Here is a 20399-nt window from a genome sequence, read left to right as displayed (position 1 = left end):
GCTTGAGCCAAAGGCAGAAGCCGTTGCGCTCCCAGTAAAGGATTTTCACTCGATTACGGTGGCGATTCAGAAAGACGAAAAGTACAGGGTCGAACACCGCGACCTTGATATCCAGCTCGACCAAGGCGGCCAGGCCGTCGATGGATTTTCGGAAGTCCACGGCCTTGGGGTAGAGGTACACTTTTTCGACTTTAGCGTCGGGTCGCATCATGACGTGCTGGCTCCAGAGAGAAATCGGAGTACAGCTTCGGGGATCAACTGCTGGCTTTGAATGTGGGGTTCATGGAGCGGTTACGTTTTACCTTCAAACGGTATTGGGGTTGCGGCGGGTGTTATGCAGGTCAGAGCGGGTGTCACGGTTGCTGGAACCCCGGGGATGTTTGGAGTCGTGCCGGGGGTGCTGCTGGTAGCACATGGCACCAATAATATATATGAGGGGTTAAGTAATATCTATTATGGGCACAGATGTGCCTAGTACGCTTGGCCCTGTTAGGCGTGGTTATCAAGTAATGCTGAGGGATGATTATCGAGGAAATATGATTTATTATTCATTGGACTTGTTTTTGTCTGGATACGGGGTTTTACGGTCGGTGCCGAAGTCTGGTATGTTCGAATTGTTTCGGCGCGATCCCATTAATTATGAAAGGGCTTATCAGCAATCCGGAAGATTAGCTTTGACTTTGGAGGCGTTCGTTGATTTTTTTACTGTGAATGCAATAGCTCAAGAGAGTTCTGGTTTTTATGATGGAGTCGCGAAACCTTGATTTTTTTTATGTTTTTCCGCGCATTCTTGGGATGTAAATTCGCAAGCCAAAAATAACGATAATTACGTAGATTGTTAAGTACAGCATGTCCATGTTTTTCCTGTCTAGGGGTATTAGTTCGGTTATCCCCCATCCAATGATGCCTGCGGGTAGACCCGAGGAGCCTAGAACTAAACAGGTTACACATAAGTAATATCTTATATTTTCTAGGCTCATTAACGATCATCTCGTTCAGTGGGGTCTTAGATTAATACAGGAATTAAAATAAAAACAACTGTCTTTGCATGCAATAACTGGCGGCCCTAACTGAAACCGGCTTCTTTAATGATCATCTGCAATTGGGCAAGGCATTCGCGGTATCCTACACGCCCTGAACCCGGACGCTTTTCCATGCTGGTGATTTCCAACAACGTGCACCTACCGGATGCCGAGATCGAATTGACCGCCATTCGTGCCCAGGGCGCCGGTGGGCAGAACGTCAACAAGGTCTCCAGTGCCGTGCACCTGCGTTTCGACATTCCGGCCTCGTCCTTGCCCGAGTTCTACAAGGAACGGCTGCTGGCGCTGCGTGACAGTCGCATCACCAGCGAAGGGGTGTTGATCATCAAGGCCCAGCAATACCGCACGCAAGAAGCCAATCGCGCAGATGCGCTGGAACGGCTGACCGAGTTGATCCTCAGTGCCACCAAGGTCGAAAAGAAACGTCGTCCGACCAAACCGACCCTAGGTTCGAAGAAGCGTCGGCTCGAATCCAAGACCAAGCGTGGCAGCATCAAGGCAGGGCGCGGCAAGGTCGATTTTTAGCGGGCTTCTCGTTCGTTACGGTACTTTTCATTGAGGTGCTTTGGCGCCTGCCGGTACAAGTAAACACTCAGTGCCAAACCGCTCAGGGCGGCAAGGGCCGCGAACAGGAAAATCGAGGCAAAGCCAAAGCCTGCCGCAATCGCACCGGCCAGCGGCCCGGTAATCCCCAGCGACAAATCAATGAACAGCGAGTAAGCCCCGACGGCCGCGCCACGGCTGGAGGCCGGTACCAGGTTGACCGCTTCCACCCCCAGCGCGGGAAACACCAGTGAGAAACCGAACCCGCTCAGCGCCGCACCGGCCAGTGCCCAATGAGCGTCCGGTGCCAGCCAAAGCAGCAGCAAGCCGAGGGTTTCCACCGACAGGCAGGCAATCGCCACGCGAAAGCCGCCGAGGCGGTTGATCAGATTGCCGAACAGCAGCCGCGCACCGATGAAACTGGCACCGAACAAACTCAAGCACAGCACCGCGTTGTTCCAATGCTGTGTGGCGTAATACAACGTGATGAAAGTCGCGATAGTGCCGAAACCGATGGAACCCAGCGCCAGGCCGCAACCATGTGGAAGCACGCGCCCCAGCACATGCATGAACGGCAAACGTTCACCGACCACAATCGGCGCGGCGGTTTTCGGCCAGGCCAGCACCAGACCGAGGACGGCCAGCAACACGATGCTCACGCCCATGCTCCACAAACCCAATTGACTGACCAGCAGCACGCCCAGCGGTGCGCCGACCGCCAGTGCGCCATAACTGGCGATGCCGTTCCAGGATATGACCTTGGCTGTATTCGCTGCGCCGACCCGGCCGATGCCCCAGCCGATCGAACCGGAGCCCACCAGGCTTTCCGCGCTGCCGAGCACCAGACGGCCGATCAGCAGGCTGATCAGGCTCAAGGTCGGCAGGCTTTGGGTCCAGGCGGAAATCAACATGAACACGCCGCTCAAACCGCAGCCGGCGAGGCCGTACATCACGGCGAGTTTACTGCCCTTGTTGTCGATGATTTTCCCTGCATACGGACGGCTGAGCAGGGTGGCCAGGTATTGCACGCTGATCACCAGCCCGGCGATTACGGCGCCGAAGCCCAGATCGCTGTGGACGTAGCCCGGCAACACGGCCAGGGGAATGCCGATATTCAGATAGCCGATGAAGGTGAACAGGACGATGGAAACGACTTGCAGCGTGACCGCCAGGGGGCGCTGGTTTTCAGACATGGGTAAAGATCCACGGGGAAGCAGGATAGATAGGCTGCTTATGATAGCGGCGCGAGCGGCTGCGGGTCGTGGAAAAAGTAAAACTATTTGCCAGATGGGGGGGATCAGGGTTTGGCGGGAGCGACCAGGTGCGTGGTGACCAGGGCGGCCAGGGCGTTTTCTTCGGTACCGAAGCGGGCGAGCAGCGCGGCGCGTTTCTCGGGGGAAAGGCGATTCCAGATCTCGATCATCTTCTCGGTGGTGCCGATCAAGACGCTGGCTTGCTGAGCTTCGTCAAAAGTAGGGCTGAAGTCGTCGGTCATGGTGGGGCTCGGGATTCAGGCGGTGTGGAAAGCGCATGTTAGCGCTTTCCACACGGTCTGGCATTGCAGGTGAATCAGTCTTCGCTGTCGGCCTTGCGGCGTTCAGTGGCTTCTTTCGGCTCGGGCTGTTGGGCACCGGCTTGGTGCGTGGGCGTCTGCTCAGTTTCGTGCAGGCTTGGGAAGGGGAGATTAGGGATCTCGTGCATATCGCGCTCCTCGCAAAGTCTGTTGATAGATCTGGTAGATCCGCGCTTTTAAAAAGCTTGGGGAGGATACAGCAGAAGAAATGACAAATAGACTTTTATATCCAATTGTTGCGACGGATGGGGTTGTCAAGACAGGTCTGCAAGAGGGGCGACACAAAACAAATGTGGGAGCGAGCCTGCTCGCGAATGCGCTGGATCAGTCAATGTTGATGTCGACTGACACTCCGCCTTCGCGAGCAGGCTCGCTCCCACAGGGAGGGGCTGTGCAGGGTTTGATGGTTACTTGCAGACTTCGGCGATTGCCTCGGCCAGCAGGTCCAGACGCGTTGCATCAATCCCGGCCACGTTGGCCCGGCCTGAGTTGACCATGTAAACGCTGTGATGATCGCGCAGTTGTTTGACCTGGTCCGGCGTCAAACCGGTGTAGGAAAACATCCCGCGCTGTACGCCGATGTGCGCAAAGCGCTCGCGCAAACCATGAGGTTCAAGCGCTTCAACCAAACCGCTGCGCAGTTGGGCGATACGCAAACGCATGGCTTCCACTTCGTCGGTCCAGAGGCTTTTCAGCTCCGGATCACCGAGGATGGTCGCTACCACAGCAGCGCCATGATCCGGTGGTGTCGACCACAGGTTGCGGGCGATGTGGGCCAGTTGGCTGCGGATATCCACCAGCTTGTCAGCGGTTTTCGCGCAGACAATCAGCGCGCCGGTGCGGTCGCGGTACAGGCCGAAGTTCTTCGAGCAGGAACTAGTGATCAGCACTTCCGGCAACGCGGCAGCGAACAACCGGGTCGACCAGGCGTCCTGTTCCAGGCCATCGCCGAAGCCTTGGTAGGCGAAGTCGATCAGTGGCACCAGATCGCGACTGCGCACCACGTCCAGCACCCGGCGCCAGTCGTCATGGGACAGATCGAAACCGGTCGGGTTGTGGCAGCAGGCGTGCAGCAGCACCACATCGCCCTTCGGCGCTTCGTTGAGTACTGCGAGCATCGCTTCGACGTCGAGGCGGTTATCGCTGCCAACATACGGGTAGTGACTGACCTTGACCCCGGCTGCCGCGAAGATGGTTTCGTGGATCGGCCAGGTCGGGTTGCTCAGCCACACGCCACGGCCCGGCAGGCACTGGGCGATAAAATCGGCGCTCAAGCGCAGCGCGCCGGTGCCGCCCGGCGTTTGCGTCGCGCCGGTCCGTTGTTCGGAGATCAACGACGAATCGGCACCTAGCACCAATTCAACGATGGCCTTGCCGAACGCCGGTTCACCGTGACCACCGATGTAGGTCTTGGTGGTCTGCCGATCCACCATGCGCTGCTCGGCCAGCTTCACGGACTGGGGAATCGGTGTCAGGCCCTGGGCATCTTTATAGACGCCCACGCCGAGGTCGAATTTGCGCGGGTTGGGGTCCTGCGCATAGGCCTCCATCAGGCCGAGAATCGGGTCGCCGGGTACTCGACCGATGGCGTCGAAATGCATTATTTGCGGCCCTCGGCGTCCTTGGCCACTTCGTCAGTGCGCGCGGCCATGATGAAATCATTGCGGTGCAGGCCTTTGATGGAGTGGCTCCACCAGGTCACGGTGACTTTGCCCCACTCGGTCAGCAGGCCCGGGTGGTGACCTTCAGCCTCGGAGATTTCACCGACGGCGTTGGTGAACGCCAGGGCGTGCTTGAAGTTCTTGAACAGGAAAACTTTTTCCAGCTGCATCACGCTGTCGCGCACTTCAATGTTCCAGTCAGGAATCTGCTTGATCAGTACCGGCAGTTCTTCGTCGCTGACCTGAGGGGCATCGGCGCGGCAGGCTTCGCAGTGGGCTTGGTTCAATGTGGACATGATGGGTTCCTGAAATCGAATTATTGGAAATCGGCCGTCATTGTCACCACGCTAAACCAAAGCGTCGGTTCCTGACAGGCTCACTTGATTCTAAAAGCTGCGGATCACGCAGCCTTTGGCGGGAATTTTGGTGTGTGCAAGCCCAGCTGCATGCCTTGCTTGACCATGCCCATGATGTCTTCGTGGGCGAGATCGAACAGGCGCTTGAGGTTTGGCAGGACAAAGTACAGCGGTTGCAGAATGTCGATGCGGTAGGGCGTGCGCATGCATTCCAGTGGATCGAAGGCCTGATGCTCAGGTTCGTCCGACAGGCAGTAAACGGTTTCTTTCGGCGAGGAGAGAATGCCGCCGCCGTAAATGCGCTGGCCTTCTGGTGTATCGACCAGGCCAAACTCGATGGTCATCCAGTACAAGCGCGCCAGGTACACGCGTTCTTCCTTGGAAGCCTGTAGGCCAAGTTTGCCGTAGGTGTGGGTGAATTCGGCGAACCAAGGGTTGGTCAGCAGCGGGCAGTGGCCAAAAATCTCGTGGAAAATGTCCGGCTCTTGCAGGTAATCCAGCTCTTCGCGGGTACGAATAAACGTCGCCACCGGAAACTGCTTGTTGGCGAGCAATTCGAAAAAGGTCTGGAACGGGATTAGTGCGGGTACCCGGGCGACCTGCCAGCCGGTGGTTTCACCGAGGACTTTGTTGATTTCACCGAGTTGCGGAATGCGGTCGTGGGGCAGACCGAGTTTTTCGATACCGTCCAGATATTCCTGGCACGCACGACCCTCGATCACTTTCAGTTGGCGAGTAATCAGCGTGTTCCACACCGCATGTTCTTCGGCGGGGTAGTCGATAAAACCTTGCGCATCGGGCTCGCGAGCCACGTATTGCGTCTGCTTCATGCTGCTCTCCTGCTAGGGGATTTCGTTCTTGTTATGTCCTGCTATGGACCTAGAAATACCTCAAGAAATGCAGTGTTGCAGCACGCGGGTCGCGTCGTGCGTAGGAAAATTCATCGATTTTCGTAAAGTTTTCGTTACGGATCGGTCGCTATGGCGCAGGGATTGAGATTTTCGGGTTTGAAATGGCGTGCGGGTGTCACATAATCTTGACGACTAAGTTGGCGCCTGTGCAGAAAAATCTTTGCTCAGGCCCTCGATCTCTCCTGTTTCGGGCCTTTATATGCGTATCAAAGTCCATTGCCAGAACCGCATCGGCATCCTGCGCGACATTCTCAACCTGCTGGTGGAGTACGGGATCAACGTCGCTCGCGGCGAGGTCGGCGGTGAGCATGGCAACGCGATCTACCTGAATTGCCCGAACCTGATCAACATTCAGTTCCAGGCGTTGCGTCCGAAATTCGAATCGATTGCTGGGGTGTTTGGCGTCAAGCGTGTAGGGCTGATGCCCAGCGAACGTCGGCACATGGAGCTCAATGCGTTGCTCGGCGCCTTGGAGTTTCCGGTGCTGTCGATCGATATGGGTGGCTCGATCGTTGCGGCCAACCGCGCGGCGGCGCAGTTGCTCGGCGTGCGGGTAGACGAGGTGCCGGGGATTCCGCTGTCGCGTTACGCGGAGGATTTCGACTTGCCAGAACTGGTGCGCGCCAACAAGTCGCGGATCAACGGGTTGCGGGTGAAGGTGAAGGGCGACGTGTTTCTCGCCGACATCGCGCCGCTGCAATCAGAGCACGACGACAGCGAAGCCATGGCCGGCGCGGTTCTCACGCTGCACCGCGCCGACCGGGTCGGTGAACGCATCTATAACGTGCGCAAGCAGGAACTGCGAGGTTTCGACAGCATTTTCCAAAGCTCGAAGGTGATGGCCGCGGTGGTTCGCGAAGCCCGACGCATGGCGCCGCTGGATGCGCCGCTATTAATAGAAGGTGAAACCGGTACGGGAAAAGAGTTGTTGGCGCGCGCCTGCCACCTGGCGAGTCCGCGAGGGCAGTCACCGTTGATGGCGCTCAACTGCGCCGGCCTGCCGGAATCCATGGCTGAGACGGAGCTGTTCGGCTACGGCCCCGGCGCTTTCGAAGGCGCGCGGGCCGAAGGCAAGCTCGGTCTGCTGGAGTTGACGGCGGGCGGTACGCTGTTTCTCGATGGTGTCGGGGAAATGAGCCCGCGTTTACAGGTGAAATTGCTGCGTTTCCTGCAGGACGGTTGCTTCCGTCGTGTAGGCAGCGATGAAGAGGTTTATCTGGATGTGCGGGTGATCTGCGCGACGCAGGTCGACCTGTCCGAGTTGTGCGCGCGCGGTGAATTTCGCCAGGATTTGTATCACCGCTTGAACGTGCTTTCACTGCACATCCCGCCACTGCGCGAATGCCTCGATGGTTTGACGCCGCTGGTAGAACACTTCCTCGATCAGGCCAGTCGGCAGATCGGTTGCCCGCTGCCGAAACTGGCGCCAGCGGCGATGGAACGGCTCAGTCATTACCACTGGCCGGGCAACGTTCGGCAATTGGAAAATGTGTTGTTCCAGGCGGTTTCCTTGTGCGAAGGCGGGACCGTCAAGGCCGAACATATTCGCCTGCCGGACTACGGCGTGCGTCAGCCACTTGGCGATTTCTCGCTCGAGGGCGGGTTGGACGAGATTGTCGGGCGTTTCGAGAAAGCGGTGCTTGAACGCTTGTACTCCGAGCATCCGAGCAGTCGCCAACTGGGTAAGCGGCTGGGGGTTTCGCATACGACCATTGCCAATAAGTTGCGCGAGTACGAAGTCGGCAAAGAACCCGGCAGCGCATAGCCCTGTAGCAGCTGCCGAGCACCGCGAGGCTGCGTTCGGCGGCGAAGCCGTCGTAAACCCTATGTATGCGGTTTACCTGAAGAACCGAAGCGCCTGAATTCACGACTGCTGCGCAGCCGAACGCAGCCTCGCAAGCTCGACAGCTGCTACAACAACGCGTTGAGCCTAAGAGTCGGCACTTGCCGCGAAGCGGCATAACACCGCCGGTTTTTCGTCTTCGACACAATCCTCCAAACCCTCCTGAACCCCTCAAGTCCTTTGTTTGCCGGGCCCTGAGCCGCCAGAAAAAAGTTGGTCTGCAAATTGCTTGTGGCTCAGCAGTACAGCAGTGGGCGGCAAACGTCCGGCATGCAGAGGAAAGAGCGTGGACAAGTACCTTTATGTGGCAATGACCGGCGCCAGCCAGAATGCACTGGCGCAGAAGGCTCATGCCAACAACCTGGCGAACATCTCCACCAACGGCTTCCAGAAAGACCTGGAGCAGGCTCGTTCGATACCGGTGTTCGGCGACAGCTTTCCGGCGCGTGCGTTTGCCCTGTCCGAACGTCCGGCCACCGACTTCTCTCCGGGCGCCTTGGTTCAAACCGGTCGCGACCTCGATGTCGCGGTGCAAGGCAATGGCTGGATCGCCGTGCAGAACCCTGACGGCGGCGAAAGCTACGTGCGCACCGGTAGCCTGAATGTCGACGCCCTGGGCGTGCTGCGGGCCGGCAACGGTATGCCGGTGATGGGCAATGGCGGGCCGATTGCCGTGCCGCCCGAGCAGCAAATCGAAGTGGGCGAGGACGGCACCATCAGCATTCGTGCGATGGGCGAAGGTCCCCGCGTGATGGCGGAAGTCGACCGCATCAAACTGGTCAACCCAGACTTCAAGAACATGACCAAAGGCCTGGACGGTTCGATCCACACCAAGGACGGCAAGCCGGCGCAAGCCGATGCCGACGTCAAACTGGTCTCGGGTTTCCTTGAGTCGAGCAACGTCAACGCCGTGGAAGAGATGACTTCGGTGCTGGCCCTGGCCAAGCAGTTCGAGCTGCACATCAAGATGATGAACACCGCCAAAGACGATGACCAGGCCATGGCTCGGGTCTTGCAGATCAGCTAATTATCAGAACGTCGCGCCGTAAAACAGGCGCACGAGGAGAATCGAATGCTTCCGGCTCTATGGGTTGCCAAAACAGGTCTGTCCGCCCAGGACACCAACCTGACGACCATTTCCAACAACCTGGCCAACGTGTCGACCACGGGTTTCAAACGTGACCGCGCCGAGTTCCAGGACTTGCTCTACCAGATCAAGCGCCAGCCAGGCGCCCAGTCGACCCAGGACAGCGAACTGCCGTCGGGTCTGCAAGTGGGTACCGGTGTGCGCATTGTCGGCACCCAGAAAAACTTCACCGCCGGCAGCCTGCAAACCACTGAGCAGCCGTTGGACATGGCCATCGACGGTCGCGGTTTCTTCCAGATTCTGCAGCCGGACGGCACGACTTCCTACACCCGTGACGGTACGTTCCACCTGGACTCCAACGGTCAGATCGTGAACGCCAGCGGCTTCGCCCTGGAACCGGCCATTGTCATCCCGAACGATGCCCAGACCTTCACTGTCGGTCGCGACGGCACCGTGTCCATCACCGTTGCCGGCAACCCGGCATCCCAGGTGATCGGCAACCTGCAAACCGCCGACTTCATCAACCCGGCCGGTCTGCAGGCTGTGGGCAACAACCTGTTCCAGGAAACCGCTGCCAGCGGCGCGCCGCAAGTCGGTACCCCGGGCCTGGCCGGTTTCGGCACCACGTTGCAGAACACTCTGGAAACCTCGAACGTCAGCACCGTTGAAGAGATGGTCAACATGATCACCACTCAGCGCGCTTACGAGATGAACTCCAAGGTGATCTCCACCGCCGACCAGATGCTCTCGTTCGTAACGCAGAATCTGTAATCAAGTCTATGAGGCGGCCATCAGGTCGCCTGCAACACCGTGAGGTAGGGTCATGAATCGCTATGTATCTGTTCTGGCACTGAGTGGGATCGCCGCGCTTTCGGGTTGCGTCGGTCCGACGCCCAAGCCCAATGACCCCTACTACGCTCCGGTGTTACCGCGCACGCCGCTGCCGGCTGCCGCCAATAATGGCTCGATCTACCAGGCCGGTTTCGAACAGAACCTGTACAGCGACCGCAAGGCGTTCCGGGTCGGTGACATCATCACCATCACCTTGAACGAGAAGACCCAGGCCAGCAAAAACGCCAATTCCCAGGTCGGCAAGACCAGCAAGACCAGCATTGGCCTGTCCTCATTGTTCGGCAGTACACCCAACGTGAATAACCCGCTCGGCAGCGGCGACCTGAGTCTGGATGCCAGCTACAGCGGCGACCGCGCGACCAAGGGTGACAGCAAGGCAGGACAGGGCAACAGCCTGACCGGCTCGATCACCGTGACCGTTGCCGACGTGTTGCCCAACGGCATCATCGCCGTGCGCGGCGAGAAGTGGATGACCCTCAATACCGGTGACGAACTGGTACGGATTGCAGGGCTCGTTCGCGCCGATGACATCGCGACGGACAACACCGTTTCGTCGACCCGTATCGCCGATGCACGCATCACCTATTCGGGCACCGGTTCGTTTGCCGATGCGAGTCAGCCAGGCTGGTTCGACCGTTTCTTCCTCAGCCCGCTGTTCCCTTTCTAGGTGGCTATGTTGAATCTTAAACACCTGATGGTGGCCGCCCTGATGCTGTCCGCAGCGTTCAACGCTCAAGCCGAGCGGCTGAAGGATATAGCCAGTATTTCCGGTGTGCGTTCCAACCAATTGATCGGCTACGGCCTGGTGGTCGGACTTAACGGCACCGGTGACCAGACGACGCAAACCCCGTTCACCCTGCAGACCTTCAACAACATGCTCTCGCAGTTCGGCATCAAGGTGCCGGCGGGTTCGGGCAACGTGCAGTTGAAGAACGTCGCGGCGGTGTCGATCAGTGCTGATCTGCCGGCGTTCGCCAAGCCAGGTCAGCAGGTCGACATCACCGTCTCGTCCATCGGTAACTCCAAGAGCCTGCGCGGCGGCACCTTGCTGCTGACGCCGCTCAAGGGTATCGACGGCAATGTCTATGCGATCGCCCAGGGCAACCTGGTGGTCGGCGGTTTCGACGCCGAAGGTCGTGACGGTTCGAAAATCACCGTCAACGTTCCGTCGGCCGGTCGTATCCCGGGCGGTGCGTCGGTTGAGCGTTCGGTGCCGAGCGGTTTCAACCAGGGCAACAGCCTTACGCTGAACCTCAACCGTTCGGACTTCACCACGGCCAAGCGCATCGTCGACAAGATTAACGACATGCTAGGCCCTGGCGTTGCCCAGGCCATCGACGGCGGTTCGATTCGCGTCAGTGCGCCACTCGATCCGAGTCAGCGCGTCGACTATTTGTCGATCATCGAGAACCTTGAAGTCGACCCGGGTCAGGCGGTGGCGAAAGTCATCATCAACTCGCGGACCGGCACCATCGTGATCGGCCAGAACGTCAAGGTTTCCCCGGCCGCCGTGACCCACGGCAGCCTGACCGTGACCATCACCGAAGACCCGATCGTCAGCCAGCCCGGCCCTCTGTCCAATGGGCAGACGGCGGTCGTGCCGCGCTCGCGGGTCAACGCCCAGCAGGAAGCCAAGCCAATGTTCAAGTTCGGCCCGGGCACCACCCTCGACGAAATCGTGCGTGCGGTGAACCAGGTCGGCGCGGCGCCGGGTGACTTGATGGCCATCCTCGAAGCACTGAAACAGGCCGGCGCGTTGCAAGCCGACCTGATCGTGATCTGAGGACGGCGACTATGGATATGCGCAAGGGCGGATTGGGGGTCAGCAGCAACGATTCGGGTTCCTATTCGGACCTCAATCGCCTGAACCAGCTCAAGGTCGGCGACAAGGACAGCGACGGCAACATGCGCAAAGTGGCGCAGGAATTCGAGTCGCTGTTCCTCGGTGAAATGCTCAAGTCCATGCGCTCGGCCACTGAAACGCTGGGCCAGGACAATCCGCTCAACACGCCGGCAGCCAAGCAATATCAGGAAATGTACGACCAGCAGTTGGCCGTTTCCATGTCCCGTGAGGGTGGCGGTATTGGTCTGGCTGACGTGCTGATGCGTCAGATGTCGAAGAACAAACCGATGGCCCCGGGCGAGGCCGCTGCCGCGTCAGCCGCCAAGCAAGCTGCCGCGAAAGCCGCCGTGGAAACCCCGATTGCCGCCGGTACGGTCGCCACCAACGGGCCGCTGTCGCGCCTCAATGGCGAGCGTCCGTTGTGGGCTTCGCGCTCGGTGAAGTCGGCAAGTGCGGGCGAGGGCACTCATCGCAATGATATGGCGCTGATCAATCAGCGACGTCTGGCGCTGCCGCCGAAACTGGCCGACCGCTTGCTCGCAGGGCTGGTGCCGTCGGCATCGACCACTGCCGCGACCGCCACGACGGCGCAGAACAGCATCCAAATGCCGCAGAGCGCCAAAACCGGTGCCGGTCCCCTGTACAACGGTGATTGGCTGGCTGCGCAAACAGATTCGACCTCTACCGGTCGCCTGCAGGTTTATGGCCGTGCCATGGCTCAAATACCGCTGGCACCGGCGAAGAAAGCGTTCAGTTCCGCTGACGAATTCGTCAACACCATGCTGCCGATGGCCAAAGAGGCCGCCGAACGCATTGGTGTCGATCCGCGTTACCTGGTGGCGCAGGCCGCCCTGGAAACCGGATGGGGCAAATCGGTCATGCGCGCCCAGGATGGCAGCAGCAGTCACAACCTGTTCGGCATCAAGGCTGGCAGCAGTTGGAGAGGCGAATCGGCGCGGGCAATCACCAGTGAATTCAGGAATGGCGAGATGGTCAAGGAGACGGCGCAGTTCCGTTCCTATGACTCTTACAAGGACAGCTTCCATGACCTTGTGACGCTGCTGCAAACCAACAATCGCTATCAAGATGTTGTGAAGTCGGCCGATAACCCAGAACAGTTTGTGCGCGAGTTGCAAAAGGCCGGTTACGCAACCGACCCGGACTACGCAAGCAAGATTTCGCAGATAGCCAAGCAGATGACGAGTTACCAGAACTACGCTGCGGCGGGCGCTACCACCACGCCTCTATAGGCATAAGCTATAAGGTCTGAACCATGAGTTTGCTCAACATCGGGATGTCGGGGCTGTCAGCCAGCCAATCGTCGTTGATGACGACGGGTAACAACATCGCCAACGTCGATACCGCGGGTTACTCGCGTCAGCAGACCGTGCAGGGTACCAAAGCCTCGCAGCAGTTCGGCAATGTCTACATCGGTACCGGCACGACCCTGGCTGATGTACGTCGGGTGTACAACAGCTACCTTGACGCCCAACTGCAGACCACCACGTCGCTCAACAGCGATTCGGCCGCGTACCTGGGGCAGGTCACGCCGCTGGACAAACTGCTGTCGGACAGTGGCACTGGCCTGAACGGCGCACTGACCAAGTTCTTCGCCTCGGTGCAGAACGTCAACGCCAAGCCGGGTGACGACGCTTCACGCCAGCTGCTGCTCAGCGATGCCCAGGCCTTGAGCAATCGTTTCAATTCAGTGTCCAGCCAGTTGAACGAGCAGAACGCGAACATCAATGGCAACCTGACGAACATGGCCGATCAGGTCAACAAACTGGCTGCCACCGTGGCGCAGTTGAACCAGAAGATTACCGAGATTTCCAGCTCTGGCGGCATGCCGAACGAGCTGCTCGACGCCCGTAACGAGACCGTACGCCAGCTCTCGACCTTTACCGGCGCGCAGATCGTCGAACGCGAAGGTAACGTCGATATCTATCTGGGCAGCGGCCAGCCGCTGGTCATGGGCAATACCGTCAACAAACTCGAAGTCGTGCCGGGCAAAGACGACCCGAACCGCTTGGCGCTGCAACTCAATCGTGGTTCGAGCACCATCGATATCACGTCGATCATGACCGGTGGCGAAATCGGCGGTTTGCTGCGCTATCGCAGCACCGTGCTCGACCCGGCCATGAACGAACTGGGTCGCGTCGCTCTGGTCGTCGCCGATCAGATGAACAGCATTCAGGCCCAGGGCATCGACAAGAACGGTGACTTCGGTTCGAACCTGTTCAACAGCATCAACAGTGCCGCGCAGATGGCTCAGCGCAGCATCGCTTCGGGCAATAACAGTGCAGGCTCGGGCAACTTCGATGTCAGCATCGAAGACACTGGCAAGTTGACCATCAACGATTACAAAGTGACGTTCACCAGCGCCACCGACTACACCGTGCAGCGCCTGCCAGACAATTCGTCTATGGGCAGCTTCAGCACGCTGACCACGCCAGCGCCGGTGATCGACGGTTTTTCCTTGAATCTGACCGGTGGCACCGCGGCTGCAGGCGATACCTTCAAGATCACCCCGACCCGTAACGCTGCCGCCAATATCAAGACCGAGATGACCGACTCCAAACGTCTGGCCATCGCGGCACCGTTGGGTGCGGCCATTGCAGCAGGCGGCAGTGGCACGCTGACGATTCCAGCCAGCGGCCAGCCGACCCTGACCACGAAGTTCGACATCTACGACGCGGCCACCACCACCGCGATGCAGAACGGCCTGAAAAACTCCACGCCGACCAAGGTCGTGTTTGGCGATGTTTCCGCCGACGGCACCAGCCAGACTTACCAGTTTCTGGATGCCAAGGGCGGGGTTATCAGCAGTGGCACCATCAAGCCAGGCGAGAACAACACCCTGAGCCTGACTGTTCCGCTCAAGGACGCCAGCGGGGCGCCGATCCCGCCTGCACCCGCCACGCAATACACCGTCAGCTTCGACATGACCGTCGCCGGCTCACCGGGCAAAGGCACCGCGATCAACGTCTCGCTCAGCCAACCGGGCAGCCTGGATAACCGTAACGGTACAACGCTGGCCGGTTTGCAGACTGCACAGACCGTGGACACCGGCTCCGCCAGCAAAGGCATTTCCCTGAGCGACGCTTACGGCAAACTGGTCGAAGGCGTTGGCTCCAAGGCCGCCCAGGGCAAGCTCGACAGCGCCGCGACCGAAGCCATCCTGGCAAACGCCAAAGGTGCGCGCGACTCGCTTTCGGGTGTCGACCTCGATGAGGAAACCGGCAACCTGGTCAAGTATCAGCAGTACTACACCGCCTCTTCGCAGATCATCAAGGCTGCGCAGGAAATCTTCAGCACATTGATCAACAGCATTTAAGGAGTCGTAGCCCATGCGCATTTCTACCGCCCAGTTTTACGAGTCCTCGGCTGCGAACTATCAGAAGAACTTCGCGAATGTGGTCAAGAGCAGCGAAGAGGCCAGCAGCCTGGTTCGCGTGAATACGGCCGCTGATGATCCGGTCGGCGCTTCGCGCTTGCTGCAATTGGGTCAGCAGGCTTCGATGCTGGATCAGTACGCGGCCAACACCAACACCCTCAAGGCGACCCTGGGTACGACCGAGGCGGTGATGACCAGCATCAACAACGTGCTGACCCGTGCCAAGGAATTGGCTGTCAGTGCCGGCAATGCCGGGTACACCGACGCCGATCGCCAGGCCACGGCTTCGGAGTTGGGTCAGATCGAAGAGCAGCTGCTGAGTCTGATGAACAGCAAGGACGAGAACGGCAAGTACATCTTCTCCGGCTCGAAGGGCGATACCGCGCCGTTCTCGCGCAACAGCGACGGCACTTACAGCTACAACGGCGATCAGGTCACACTGGATCTGGCAATCGGCGACACCATGTCGATGGCGACCAACAGCACCGGTTGGGATGCGTTCCAACAAGCGATCAATACGAGCCGCAGCCAGGTCACCATGACGGCGCCAGCCGTCAACGATAATCGTGTGGTGCTGAGCAACGGTCAGGTGTCGTCGGACGTGTCCTACAACAGCAAATTCCGCAGCGGCGAGCCGTATACCGTGGATTTTGTCAGTGGCACCCAGTTGAAGATCACCGACTCCGCCGGCAACGATGTGACCTCTGAAGCCAGCCAGGGCGGTGCATTCGATCCGGCCAGCAAAACCGGGCAGGCCGTGAATTTCCGTGGTGTAGAGCTGACGCTGAACCTCAATCTGCAAACCGGTGATGTGCCGGGTACCGTACTGCCAGGTCACACCTTCACGCTCGCGGCCAAGCCTGATACGTTCACCGCGACCCGCAGTCCTGGCAACCCGTCGGCGGCGCAGGTGACCGGCAGCAGCATCACCAACGCGGCCGATTATCACGCCAGTTTCCCGAATGGTTCGGCCATCGTGAAGTTCACCAGCGCTACCGCTTTTGATCTGTACGCGGCGCCTTTGACGGCCGACAGCAAGCCAGTGTCCAGCGGCACCATGGTTGGCAGCGTCGCCACCGCATCGGGTGTGAGTTTCACCCTGAGCGGTACGCCGGGTGCTGACGATCAGTTCAGCGTGGCGGTCAACACGCACGAAACCCAGAACATTCTGGATACCGTGAGCCAGTTGAAAACGGCGTTGAATACACCCACCAACGGTAACCCGGTGGCAGTCCAGCAGCTGCAAGCATCCCTGGCGGCAGGCCTCGGCAACCTGGCCAGCGGCACTGACCAATTGTCCAGCGCGTTGAGTTCGGTGGGCGGTCGTGGCCAAGCCCTGGCCACCCAGAGCGATACCAACCAGAGCCTGACCCTGGCCAATGCCCAGACTCAATCGTCGATCCGAGATTCCGATCCGGCTGAAGTGATGACCCGTCTGACCTTGCAACAAACCATGTTGCAGGCCTCGCAACTGGCCTTCAGCAAGATTGCTCAGTTGGGCTTGTTCAACAAGGTCTGAGTCTGTGCCTGTCGAGCTGCCAGCCGTCTTTTCCTAAGCGGTTCCGTGGCCTCTGCCTGAAAGGGTGGAGGCCCGCCGCTCGAGAGTTTCCCGTCGTGAATCAACGCCCCCTCGTCAGTATCGTCATCCCTGCCTTCAACCCGCGCTTTTTCAGCCAGGCGCTGGAAAGTGCGCTCGCCCAGACCTACGAGCAGATCGAGATCGTCATCTGCGATGACTCCTCCAGCGACGAGATCTGCGACATCGTTGACAGCTTTGCCGAGCTGGCGCACCCGATTCGTTATCTGCGCAATCCCCAGCGTCTGGGGCTGCAGAAAAACTTGCTGCGTTGCGTGAAAGAAGCCCGGGGCGAGTTCATCAAAGTGCTGTGCGACGATGACCGTCTGTTTGCACCGAGTGTTGCCTTGCAGGCCCAGGTGTTGATCGACCATGCCGACGTCAATGTGGTGTTTGCCCTGCGCATGTTCAGTGACGCGGGCAATTTTCTTCTGCCGCCACGGGTTGGCAACTGCCGCTTTGCGCCTAACGATGCGTTGCTTAAGGGCGACGATATGTTGGCGATCTTCGAAGGCACGCCCAAGAATTTCCTAGGTAACTTCAGTTCGACCCTGATGCGCCGCGCCGATGTGTTGGAGTTGTTGCCAACGCTGATCCAGGAAGGTGCCGGCTTCGTCGCCATGCTCGACTTCGCTCTGTTTGTGTGTCTGATGCGTCGCGGCAATCTGGTGTCGCTCAGCACGGTGCTGAGTACCGAACGACTGTATCCGGAACGCCTGAGCAAGACCCCGGAGATGGTCGCGGCAGCGGTAGTCGAGTGGAGCTGGCTGGCGCAGATGCTGGCGGCGCGCAGCGGTGAATCGGCACCGGCGTCGGGCTGGGTACGCTATATCGAACTGGCCAGAATCACCGACCAGCCCCCTGCCTGGGAAGAGTTGTGCGTCCTGCGAATCCTGGGCAACCGCAACACTGTGATTGACGGCCGGGTGGGCGGGGAAAGCGAAAGTTACGCCGACTTCTATCGCGAGTGGCTGGCGATCCGCCGGTTCTCGGATGTCGAGAAGCAGCATATGCCGCAGCGTATCGACAGCTGGGCCTTTCGCCCGCAGATCGTGCCAATTGTGATCGACAGCAGCGCTGACAGTGCTGCGCTGAAGACGACGCTGCAGAGCATCAGTGCTCAGCTCTACGCCCCCCAGGCGGTGGTGGTGCTGTCCGATGCGTTCTGCGCGGCTGACGATCGTGTCGTGCAGTTGCCTTTCCAGGCAGACTGGGTGCAACAGCTCAACGCTGTGGTGCCGCAACTGGAGGGCGCTCACTGGTTTTATCTGCTGCGGGCCGGCGACACCTTGCGTGAGTCCGCTCTGCTGGTTCTGGCAGAGCGCATTGCAGGTGTTGCGGGCATCCTCTGTGCTTACAGCGACGAGGGTGCGCTGCTCGATGGAGAGTCGATCGACCCGGTGTTCAAACCCGATTTCAACCTCGACCTGATGCGCGCTTATCCCTACGTCGGGCGAACCCTGGCCTTTGAGCGTCAGCGCTTCATGGCGTTGGGCGGTTTTGATTCGGCTCACGGTGAGTTGGCACCCCATGATCTGTTGTGGCGTCTGGTGGAAGAGGCCGGGCCACAGACCATCGAACACATTGCCGAAATCCAGGTGGAGTCCGGCCAGACCTTCGCCGAATGGTTGTCGTTACCCGAAGTGATCGAGCGCAACGCCGGGATGGTCGGCGCACACCTGGATCGTATCGGTGTGGCACACGCTATCCGGCACGAAGAGCTGCCGCTGATCAACCGCATCGACTATCGGCATGGCGCGCGTCCGCTGGTGTCGATCATCATCCAGACAGGTGATTCGCTGTTCGCATTGCAGCGTTGCGTCGAAGGTTTGATCGAGCGCACCGCTTACACCCAGTACGAAATCCTGATCGTCGACAGCGGCACTGACGATTTGGCGATGCTCGACTGGCTGGCTGCGATGGCGCAACTGGGCGCTGCCATGTTGCGGGTGCTGCGTTACGCGGGTGACGCCAACGACGCGGCGATCCGCAACTTCGCTGCTAGCCTGGCGCGTGGCGAGTACTTGCTGCTGCTCAGTCCTCAGGCGGTGATCTGCGACAACGACTGGCTGGACGAATTGCTCAACCATGCCCAGCGTCCCGAAGTGGGTGTGGTTGGTGCCCGACTTCTCACTCCTCAGGGCTCGATCGTCAGCGCCGGGTTGATTCTCGGATTGGCAGGCCCGGTCGGTTCGCCATTTGCCGGTGAGGTCTCCAACTGTCGCGGTTACATGCAGCGTTTGCATGTGACCCAGAACTGGAGTGCGGTTCGCGACGATTGCCTGATGGTGCGCAAGGAGGTTTTCGATAGTCTGGGCGAACTCGATGAAGTGACGTTTACTCAGGGCCTCAGCGATGTCGACTTGTGCCTGCGAGCGAACAAGGACGGTTACCTGGTGGTCTGGACGCCATATTCCAGTGTGGTGCTGGCCCCGGAAGACGAGTCGCCGATGCAACCTTCCACGTTAGCTGTGCACGAACTCGAACAGGAAACCTTCTATCGCAAATGGCTGCCGAAGATCGCCAAGGATCCGGCCTACAGCCCGGCGCTGAGCCTTGGGGTTTCCAGTTTCAGTCTGGAGCCTTCGCTGCGCAATAACTGGAATCCGTTCTGCAGCCGCGCATTGCCGTTGATCCTCGGTCTGCCGGTCAACAGCAGTGCGGTCGGCCACTACCGGGTGACCGCGCCGCTAGCGGAACTCGAAGCAGCCGGGCGATTGATCGCGCGGGTGGCTTACGAATCGCCGTCAACCGTGGAGATCGAGCGTTTATCGCCGGATACTATTGTTCTGCAGGGGCGTTACAGTGAAGGCGCCGCCAGCGACATTCTGCGGATGAAAAAGTATTCCAGCGCCCTGCGGGTTTTCGAACTCGACGACTACATCGTCAGCGCACCGAAGAAAAATACCCACGCGCGCAACAAGCCGCTCAACACCGAACAAATGCTGCGCGACGGCATCGCCCTGTGTGATCGCGTGGTGGTGACGACTCAGCCATTGGCCGATGCCTTGTCGAGCATGCACAGCGAAATTCGCGTGGTGCCGAACATGCTGCCGCCGGACCCTTGGGCGACGCTGACCAGTCGCCGCCGCACCGCCAGCAAACCGCGTGTAGGCTGGGGGGGCGGCACCAGCCATTCCGGTGACCTGGAGATCATCGCCGACGTGGTGCGCGAGTTGGCGGACGAAGTCGAGTGGGTGTTCTTTGGCATGTGCCCGGATGCGTTGCGTCCGTATGTGCACGAGTTCCACTCCACCATTGGCTTGCAGAGCTACCCGTTCAAACTGGCGAGCCTGAACCTCGACCTGGCACTGGCACCGCTCGAATTCCACATCTTCAACGACTGCAAAAGCAATCTGCGGTTGCTGGAGTACGGTGCTTGCGGTTACCCGGTAATCTGCACCGACACCGAGGCCTATCGCGGCCACTTGCCGTGCACCAAGGTCTACGGCAACAGCACGGACGAATGGCTGCAAGCCATTCGCATGCACTTGGCCGATCCGGATGCGAGCTACCGCATGGGCGATGAACTGCGTGAAGCGGTACATCGTGATTTCATGCTGCGTGGCGACAATCTTCAACATTGGCTGTGGGGCTGGATGCCGGACTGATTCCGTCGCTGGCCATCAACCTTCAAGAAAACGTCCGAACGCAGCCCGCGTCCGGACGTTTTTTTTGTCCTGTGCAATTGGCTCACTTCCTGCAAGTCACCTGTAT

At 59.3% G+C, this 20399-nt stretch carries 18 protein-coding genes; 11 read left to right on the top strand and 7 right to left on the bottom strand.

Annotated features, from left to right (window positions below; translation table 11 throughout):
* The coding region (gene tnpB / locus EAH74_RS25780; RefSeq protein ID WP_240050558.1) for an IS66 family insertion sequence element accessory protein TnpB at positions 1 to 211 on the bottom strand (211 nt) is incomplete at its 3' end.
* Positions 212 to 271: 60 nt separating this feature from the next.
* On the opposite strand from tnpB, the gene EAH74_RS33430 reads away from it, so the two are divergent.
* On the top strand, positions 272 to 475 hold the full coding sequence (locus tag EAH74_RS33430; RefSeq protein WP_345789608.1) for a DUF4225 domain-containing protein: 204 nt from the start codon (positions 272 to 274) through the stop codon (positions 473 to 475).
* Positions 476 to 1154: 679 nt separating this feature from the next.
* Positions 1155 to 1568, top strand: coding sequence for an alternative ribosome rescue aminoacyl-tRNA hydrolase ArfB (gene arfB / locus EAH74_RS25770; RefSeq protein WP_008010994.1), 414 nt, complete (start codon positions 1155 to 1157; stop codon positions 1566 to 1568).
* Here arfB and EAH74_RS25765 read toward each other — a convergent pair.
* From EAH74_RS25765 to phhA, 6 genes are all read right to left on the bottom strand, one after another.
* The gene (locus EAH74_RS25765) at positions 1565 to 2779 is read right to left on the bottom strand and encodes an MFS transporter (RefSeq protein ID WP_140682047.1); all 1215 of its coding nucleotides are present in this window, start codon (positions 2777 to 2779) and stop codon (positions 1565 to 1567) included. The two genes, arfB and EAH74_RS25765, sit on opposite strands and share 4 nt — an antisense overlap.
* 104 nt (positions 2780 to 2883) lie before the next feature.
* Complete coding sequence (locus EAH74_RS25760; protein ID WP_140682045.1) at positions 2884 to 3081, bottom strand: hypothetical protein; 198 nt, start codon at positions 3079 to 3081, stop codon at positions 2884 to 2886.
* 74 nt (positions 3082 to 3155) lie between these two features.
* On the bottom strand, positions 3156 to 3287 hold the full coding sequence (locus EAH74_RS33640) for a hypothetical protein (protein ID WP_259696211.1): 132 nt from the start codon (positions 3285 to 3287) through the stop codon (positions 3156 to 3158).
* A gap of 279 nt (positions 3288 to 3566) precedes the next feature.
* On the bottom strand, positions 3567 to 4760 hold the full coding sequence (locus tag EAH74_RS25755; RefSeq protein ID WP_140682043.1) for an amino acid aminotransferase: 1194 nt from the start codon (positions 4758 to 4760) through the stop codon (positions 3567 to 3569).
* Positions 4760 to 5116 (bottom strand): 4a-hydroxytetrahydrobiopterin dehydratase, encoded by a 357-nt coding sequence (locus EAH74_RS25750; protein WP_008030478.1) that lies wholly within the window; start codon positions 5114 to 5116, stop codon positions 4760 to 4762. Before EAH74_RS25750 ends, EAH74_RS25755 begins: the two co-directional genes overlap by 1 nt.
* Positions 5117 to 5220: 104 nt before the next feature.
* Positions 5221 to 6006, bottom strand: a complete 786-nt coding sequence (gene phhA, locus EAH74_RS25745) for a phenylalanine 4-monooxygenase (protein WP_123364516.1) — start codon at positions 6004 to 6006, stop codon at positions 5221 to 5223.
* A 280-nt stretch (positions 6007 to 6286) separates the two neighbouring features.
* On the opposite strand from phhA, the gene EAH74_RS25740 reads away from it, so the two are divergent.
* The 9 genes from EAH74_RS25740 (at position 6287) to EAH74_RS25700 (ending at position 20293) form a co-directional block, all read left to right on the top strand.
* Positions 6287 to 7852, top strand: coding sequence for a sigma-54-dependent transcriptional regulator (locus tag EAH74_RS25740; protein WP_140682041.1), 1566 nt, complete (start codon positions 6287 to 6289; stop codon positions 7850 to 7852).
* 364 nt (positions 7853 to 8216) lie between these two features.
* A complete protein-coding gene (locus EAH74_RS25735; protein WP_140682039.1) occupies positions 8217 to 8957 on the top strand; it encodes a flagellar basal body rod protein FlgF in 741 nt (246 codons plus the stop codon).
* A 45-nt stretch (positions 8958 to 9002) separates the two neighbouring features.
* On the top strand, positions 9003 to 9788 hold the full coding sequence (flgG, locus tag EAH74_RS25730) for a flagellar basal-body rod protein FlgG (protein WP_140682037.1): 786 nt from the start codon (positions 9003 to 9005) through the stop codon (positions 9786 to 9788).
* A gap of 52 nt (positions 9789 to 9840) precedes the next feature.
* A complete protein-coding gene (gene flgH, locus EAH74_RS25725; protein ID WP_140682035.1) occupies positions 9841 to 10536 on the top strand; it encodes a flagellar basal body L-ring protein FlgH in 696 nt (231 codons plus the stop codon).
* 6 nt (positions 10537 to 10542) lie between these two features.
* Complete coding sequence (locus EAH74_RS25720) at positions 10543 to 11652, top strand: flagellar basal body P-ring protein FlgI (RefSeq protein ID WP_140682033.1); 1110 nt, start codon at positions 10543 to 10545, stop codon at positions 11650 to 11652.
* 11 nt (positions 11653 to 11663) lie between these two features.
* The gene (gene flgJ / locus EAH74_RS25715; RefSeq protein WP_140682031.1) at positions 11664 to 12962 is read left to right on the top strand and encodes a flagellar assembly peptidoglycan hydrolase FlgJ; all 1299 of its coding nucleotides are present in this window, start codon (positions 11664 to 11666) and stop codon (positions 12960 to 12962) included.
* Between the two features lie 23 nt (positions 12963 to 12985).
* Entirely contained in the window at positions 12986 to 15046 is a 2061-nt protein-coding gene (flgK, locus tag EAH74_RS25710; protein ID WP_140682029.1) for a flagellar hook-associated protein FlgK, read from the top strand.
* A 13-nt stretch (positions 15047 to 15059) separates the two neighbouring features.
* Positions 15060 to 16625, top strand: a complete 1566-nt coding sequence (locus EAH74_RS25705) for a flagellar hook-associated protein 3 (protein ID WP_140682027.1) — start codon at positions 15060 to 15062, stop codon at positions 16623 to 16625.
* Between the two features lie 95 nt (positions 16626 to 16720).
* The gene (locus EAH74_RS25700) at positions 16721 to 20293 is read left to right on the top strand and encodes a glycosyltransferase (RefSeq protein WP_140682025.1); all 3573 of its coding nucleotides are present in this window, start codon (positions 16721 to 16723) and stop codon (positions 20291 to 20293) included.
* Positions 20294 to 20399: the final 106 nt, after the last annotated feature.

This window comes from Pseudomonas mandelii (assembly GCF_006438925.1).
Classification (GTDB): Bacteria; Pseudomonadota; Gammaproteobacteria; order Pseudomonadales; family Pseudomonadaceae; genus Aquipseudomonas; species Aquipseudomonas mandelii_C.
The sequence above is the reverse complement of the archived record's forward strand: the minus strand, read 5'-3'. Positions and strand labels throughout refer to the sequence as shown.

Excerpts from the sequence above, each read along its gene's own strand:
- EAH74_RS33430 (WP_345789608.1), top strand. The coding sequence starts at position 272 with ATGTGGGGTTCATGGAGCGGTTACGTTTTACCTTCAAACGGTATTGGG.
- arfB (WP_008010994.1), top strand. The coding sequence starts at position 1,155 with ATGCTGGTGATTTCCAACAACGTGCACCTACCGGATGCCGAGATCGAA.
- EAH74_RS25765 (WP_140682047.1), bottom strand. The coding sequence starts at position 2,779 with ATGTCTGAAAACCAGCGCCCCCTGGCGGTCACGCTGCAAGTCGTTTCC.
- EAH74_RS25760 (WP_140682045.1), bottom strand. The coding sequence starts at position 3,081 with ATGACCGACGACTTCAGCCCTACTTTTGACGAAGCTCAGCAAGCCAGC.
- EAH74_RS33640 (WP_259696211.1), bottom strand. The coding sequence starts at position 3,287 with ATGCACGAGATCCCTAATCTCCCCTTCCCAAGCCTGCACGAAACTGAG.
- EAH74_RS25755 (WP_140682043.1), bottom strand. The coding sequence starts at position 4,760 with ATGCATTTCGACGCCATCGGTCGAGTACCCGGCGACCCGATTCTCGGC.
- EAH74_RS25750 (WP_008030478.1), bottom strand. The coding sequence starts at position 5,116 with ATGTCCACATTGAACCAAGCCCACTGCGAAGCCTGCCGCGCCGATGCC.
- phhA (WP_123364516.1), bottom strand. The coding sequence starts at position 6,006 with ATGAAGCAGACGCAATACGTGGCTCGCGAGCCCGATGCGCAAGGTTTT.
- EAH74_RS25740 (WP_140682041.1), top strand. The coding sequence starts at position 6,287 with ATGCGTATCAAAGTCCATTGCCAGAACCGCATCGGCATCCTGCGCGAC.
- flgG (WP_140682037.1), top strand. The coding sequence starts at position 9,003 with ATGCTTCCGGCTCTATGGGTTGCCAAAACAGGTCTGTCCGCCCAGGAC.
- flgH (WP_140682035.1), top strand. The coding sequence starts at position 9,841 with ATGAATCGCTATGTATCTGTTCTGGCACTGAGTGGGATCGCCGCGCTT.
- EAH74_RS25720 (WP_140682033.1), top strand. The coding sequence starts at position 10,543 with ATGTTGAATCTTAAACACCTGATGGTGGCCGCCCTGATGCTGTCCGCA.
- flgJ (WP_140682031.1), top strand. The coding sequence starts at position 11,664 with ATGGATATGCGCAAGGGCGGATTGGGGGTCAGCAGCAACGATTCGGGT.
- flgK (WP_140682029.1), top strand. The coding sequence starts at position 12,986 with ATGAGTTTGCTCAACATCGGGATGTCGGGGCTGTCAGCCAGCCAATCG.
- EAH74_RS25705 (WP_140682027.1), top strand. The coding sequence starts at position 15,060 with ATGCGCATTTCTACCGCCCAGTTTTACGAGTCCTCGGCTGCGAACTAT.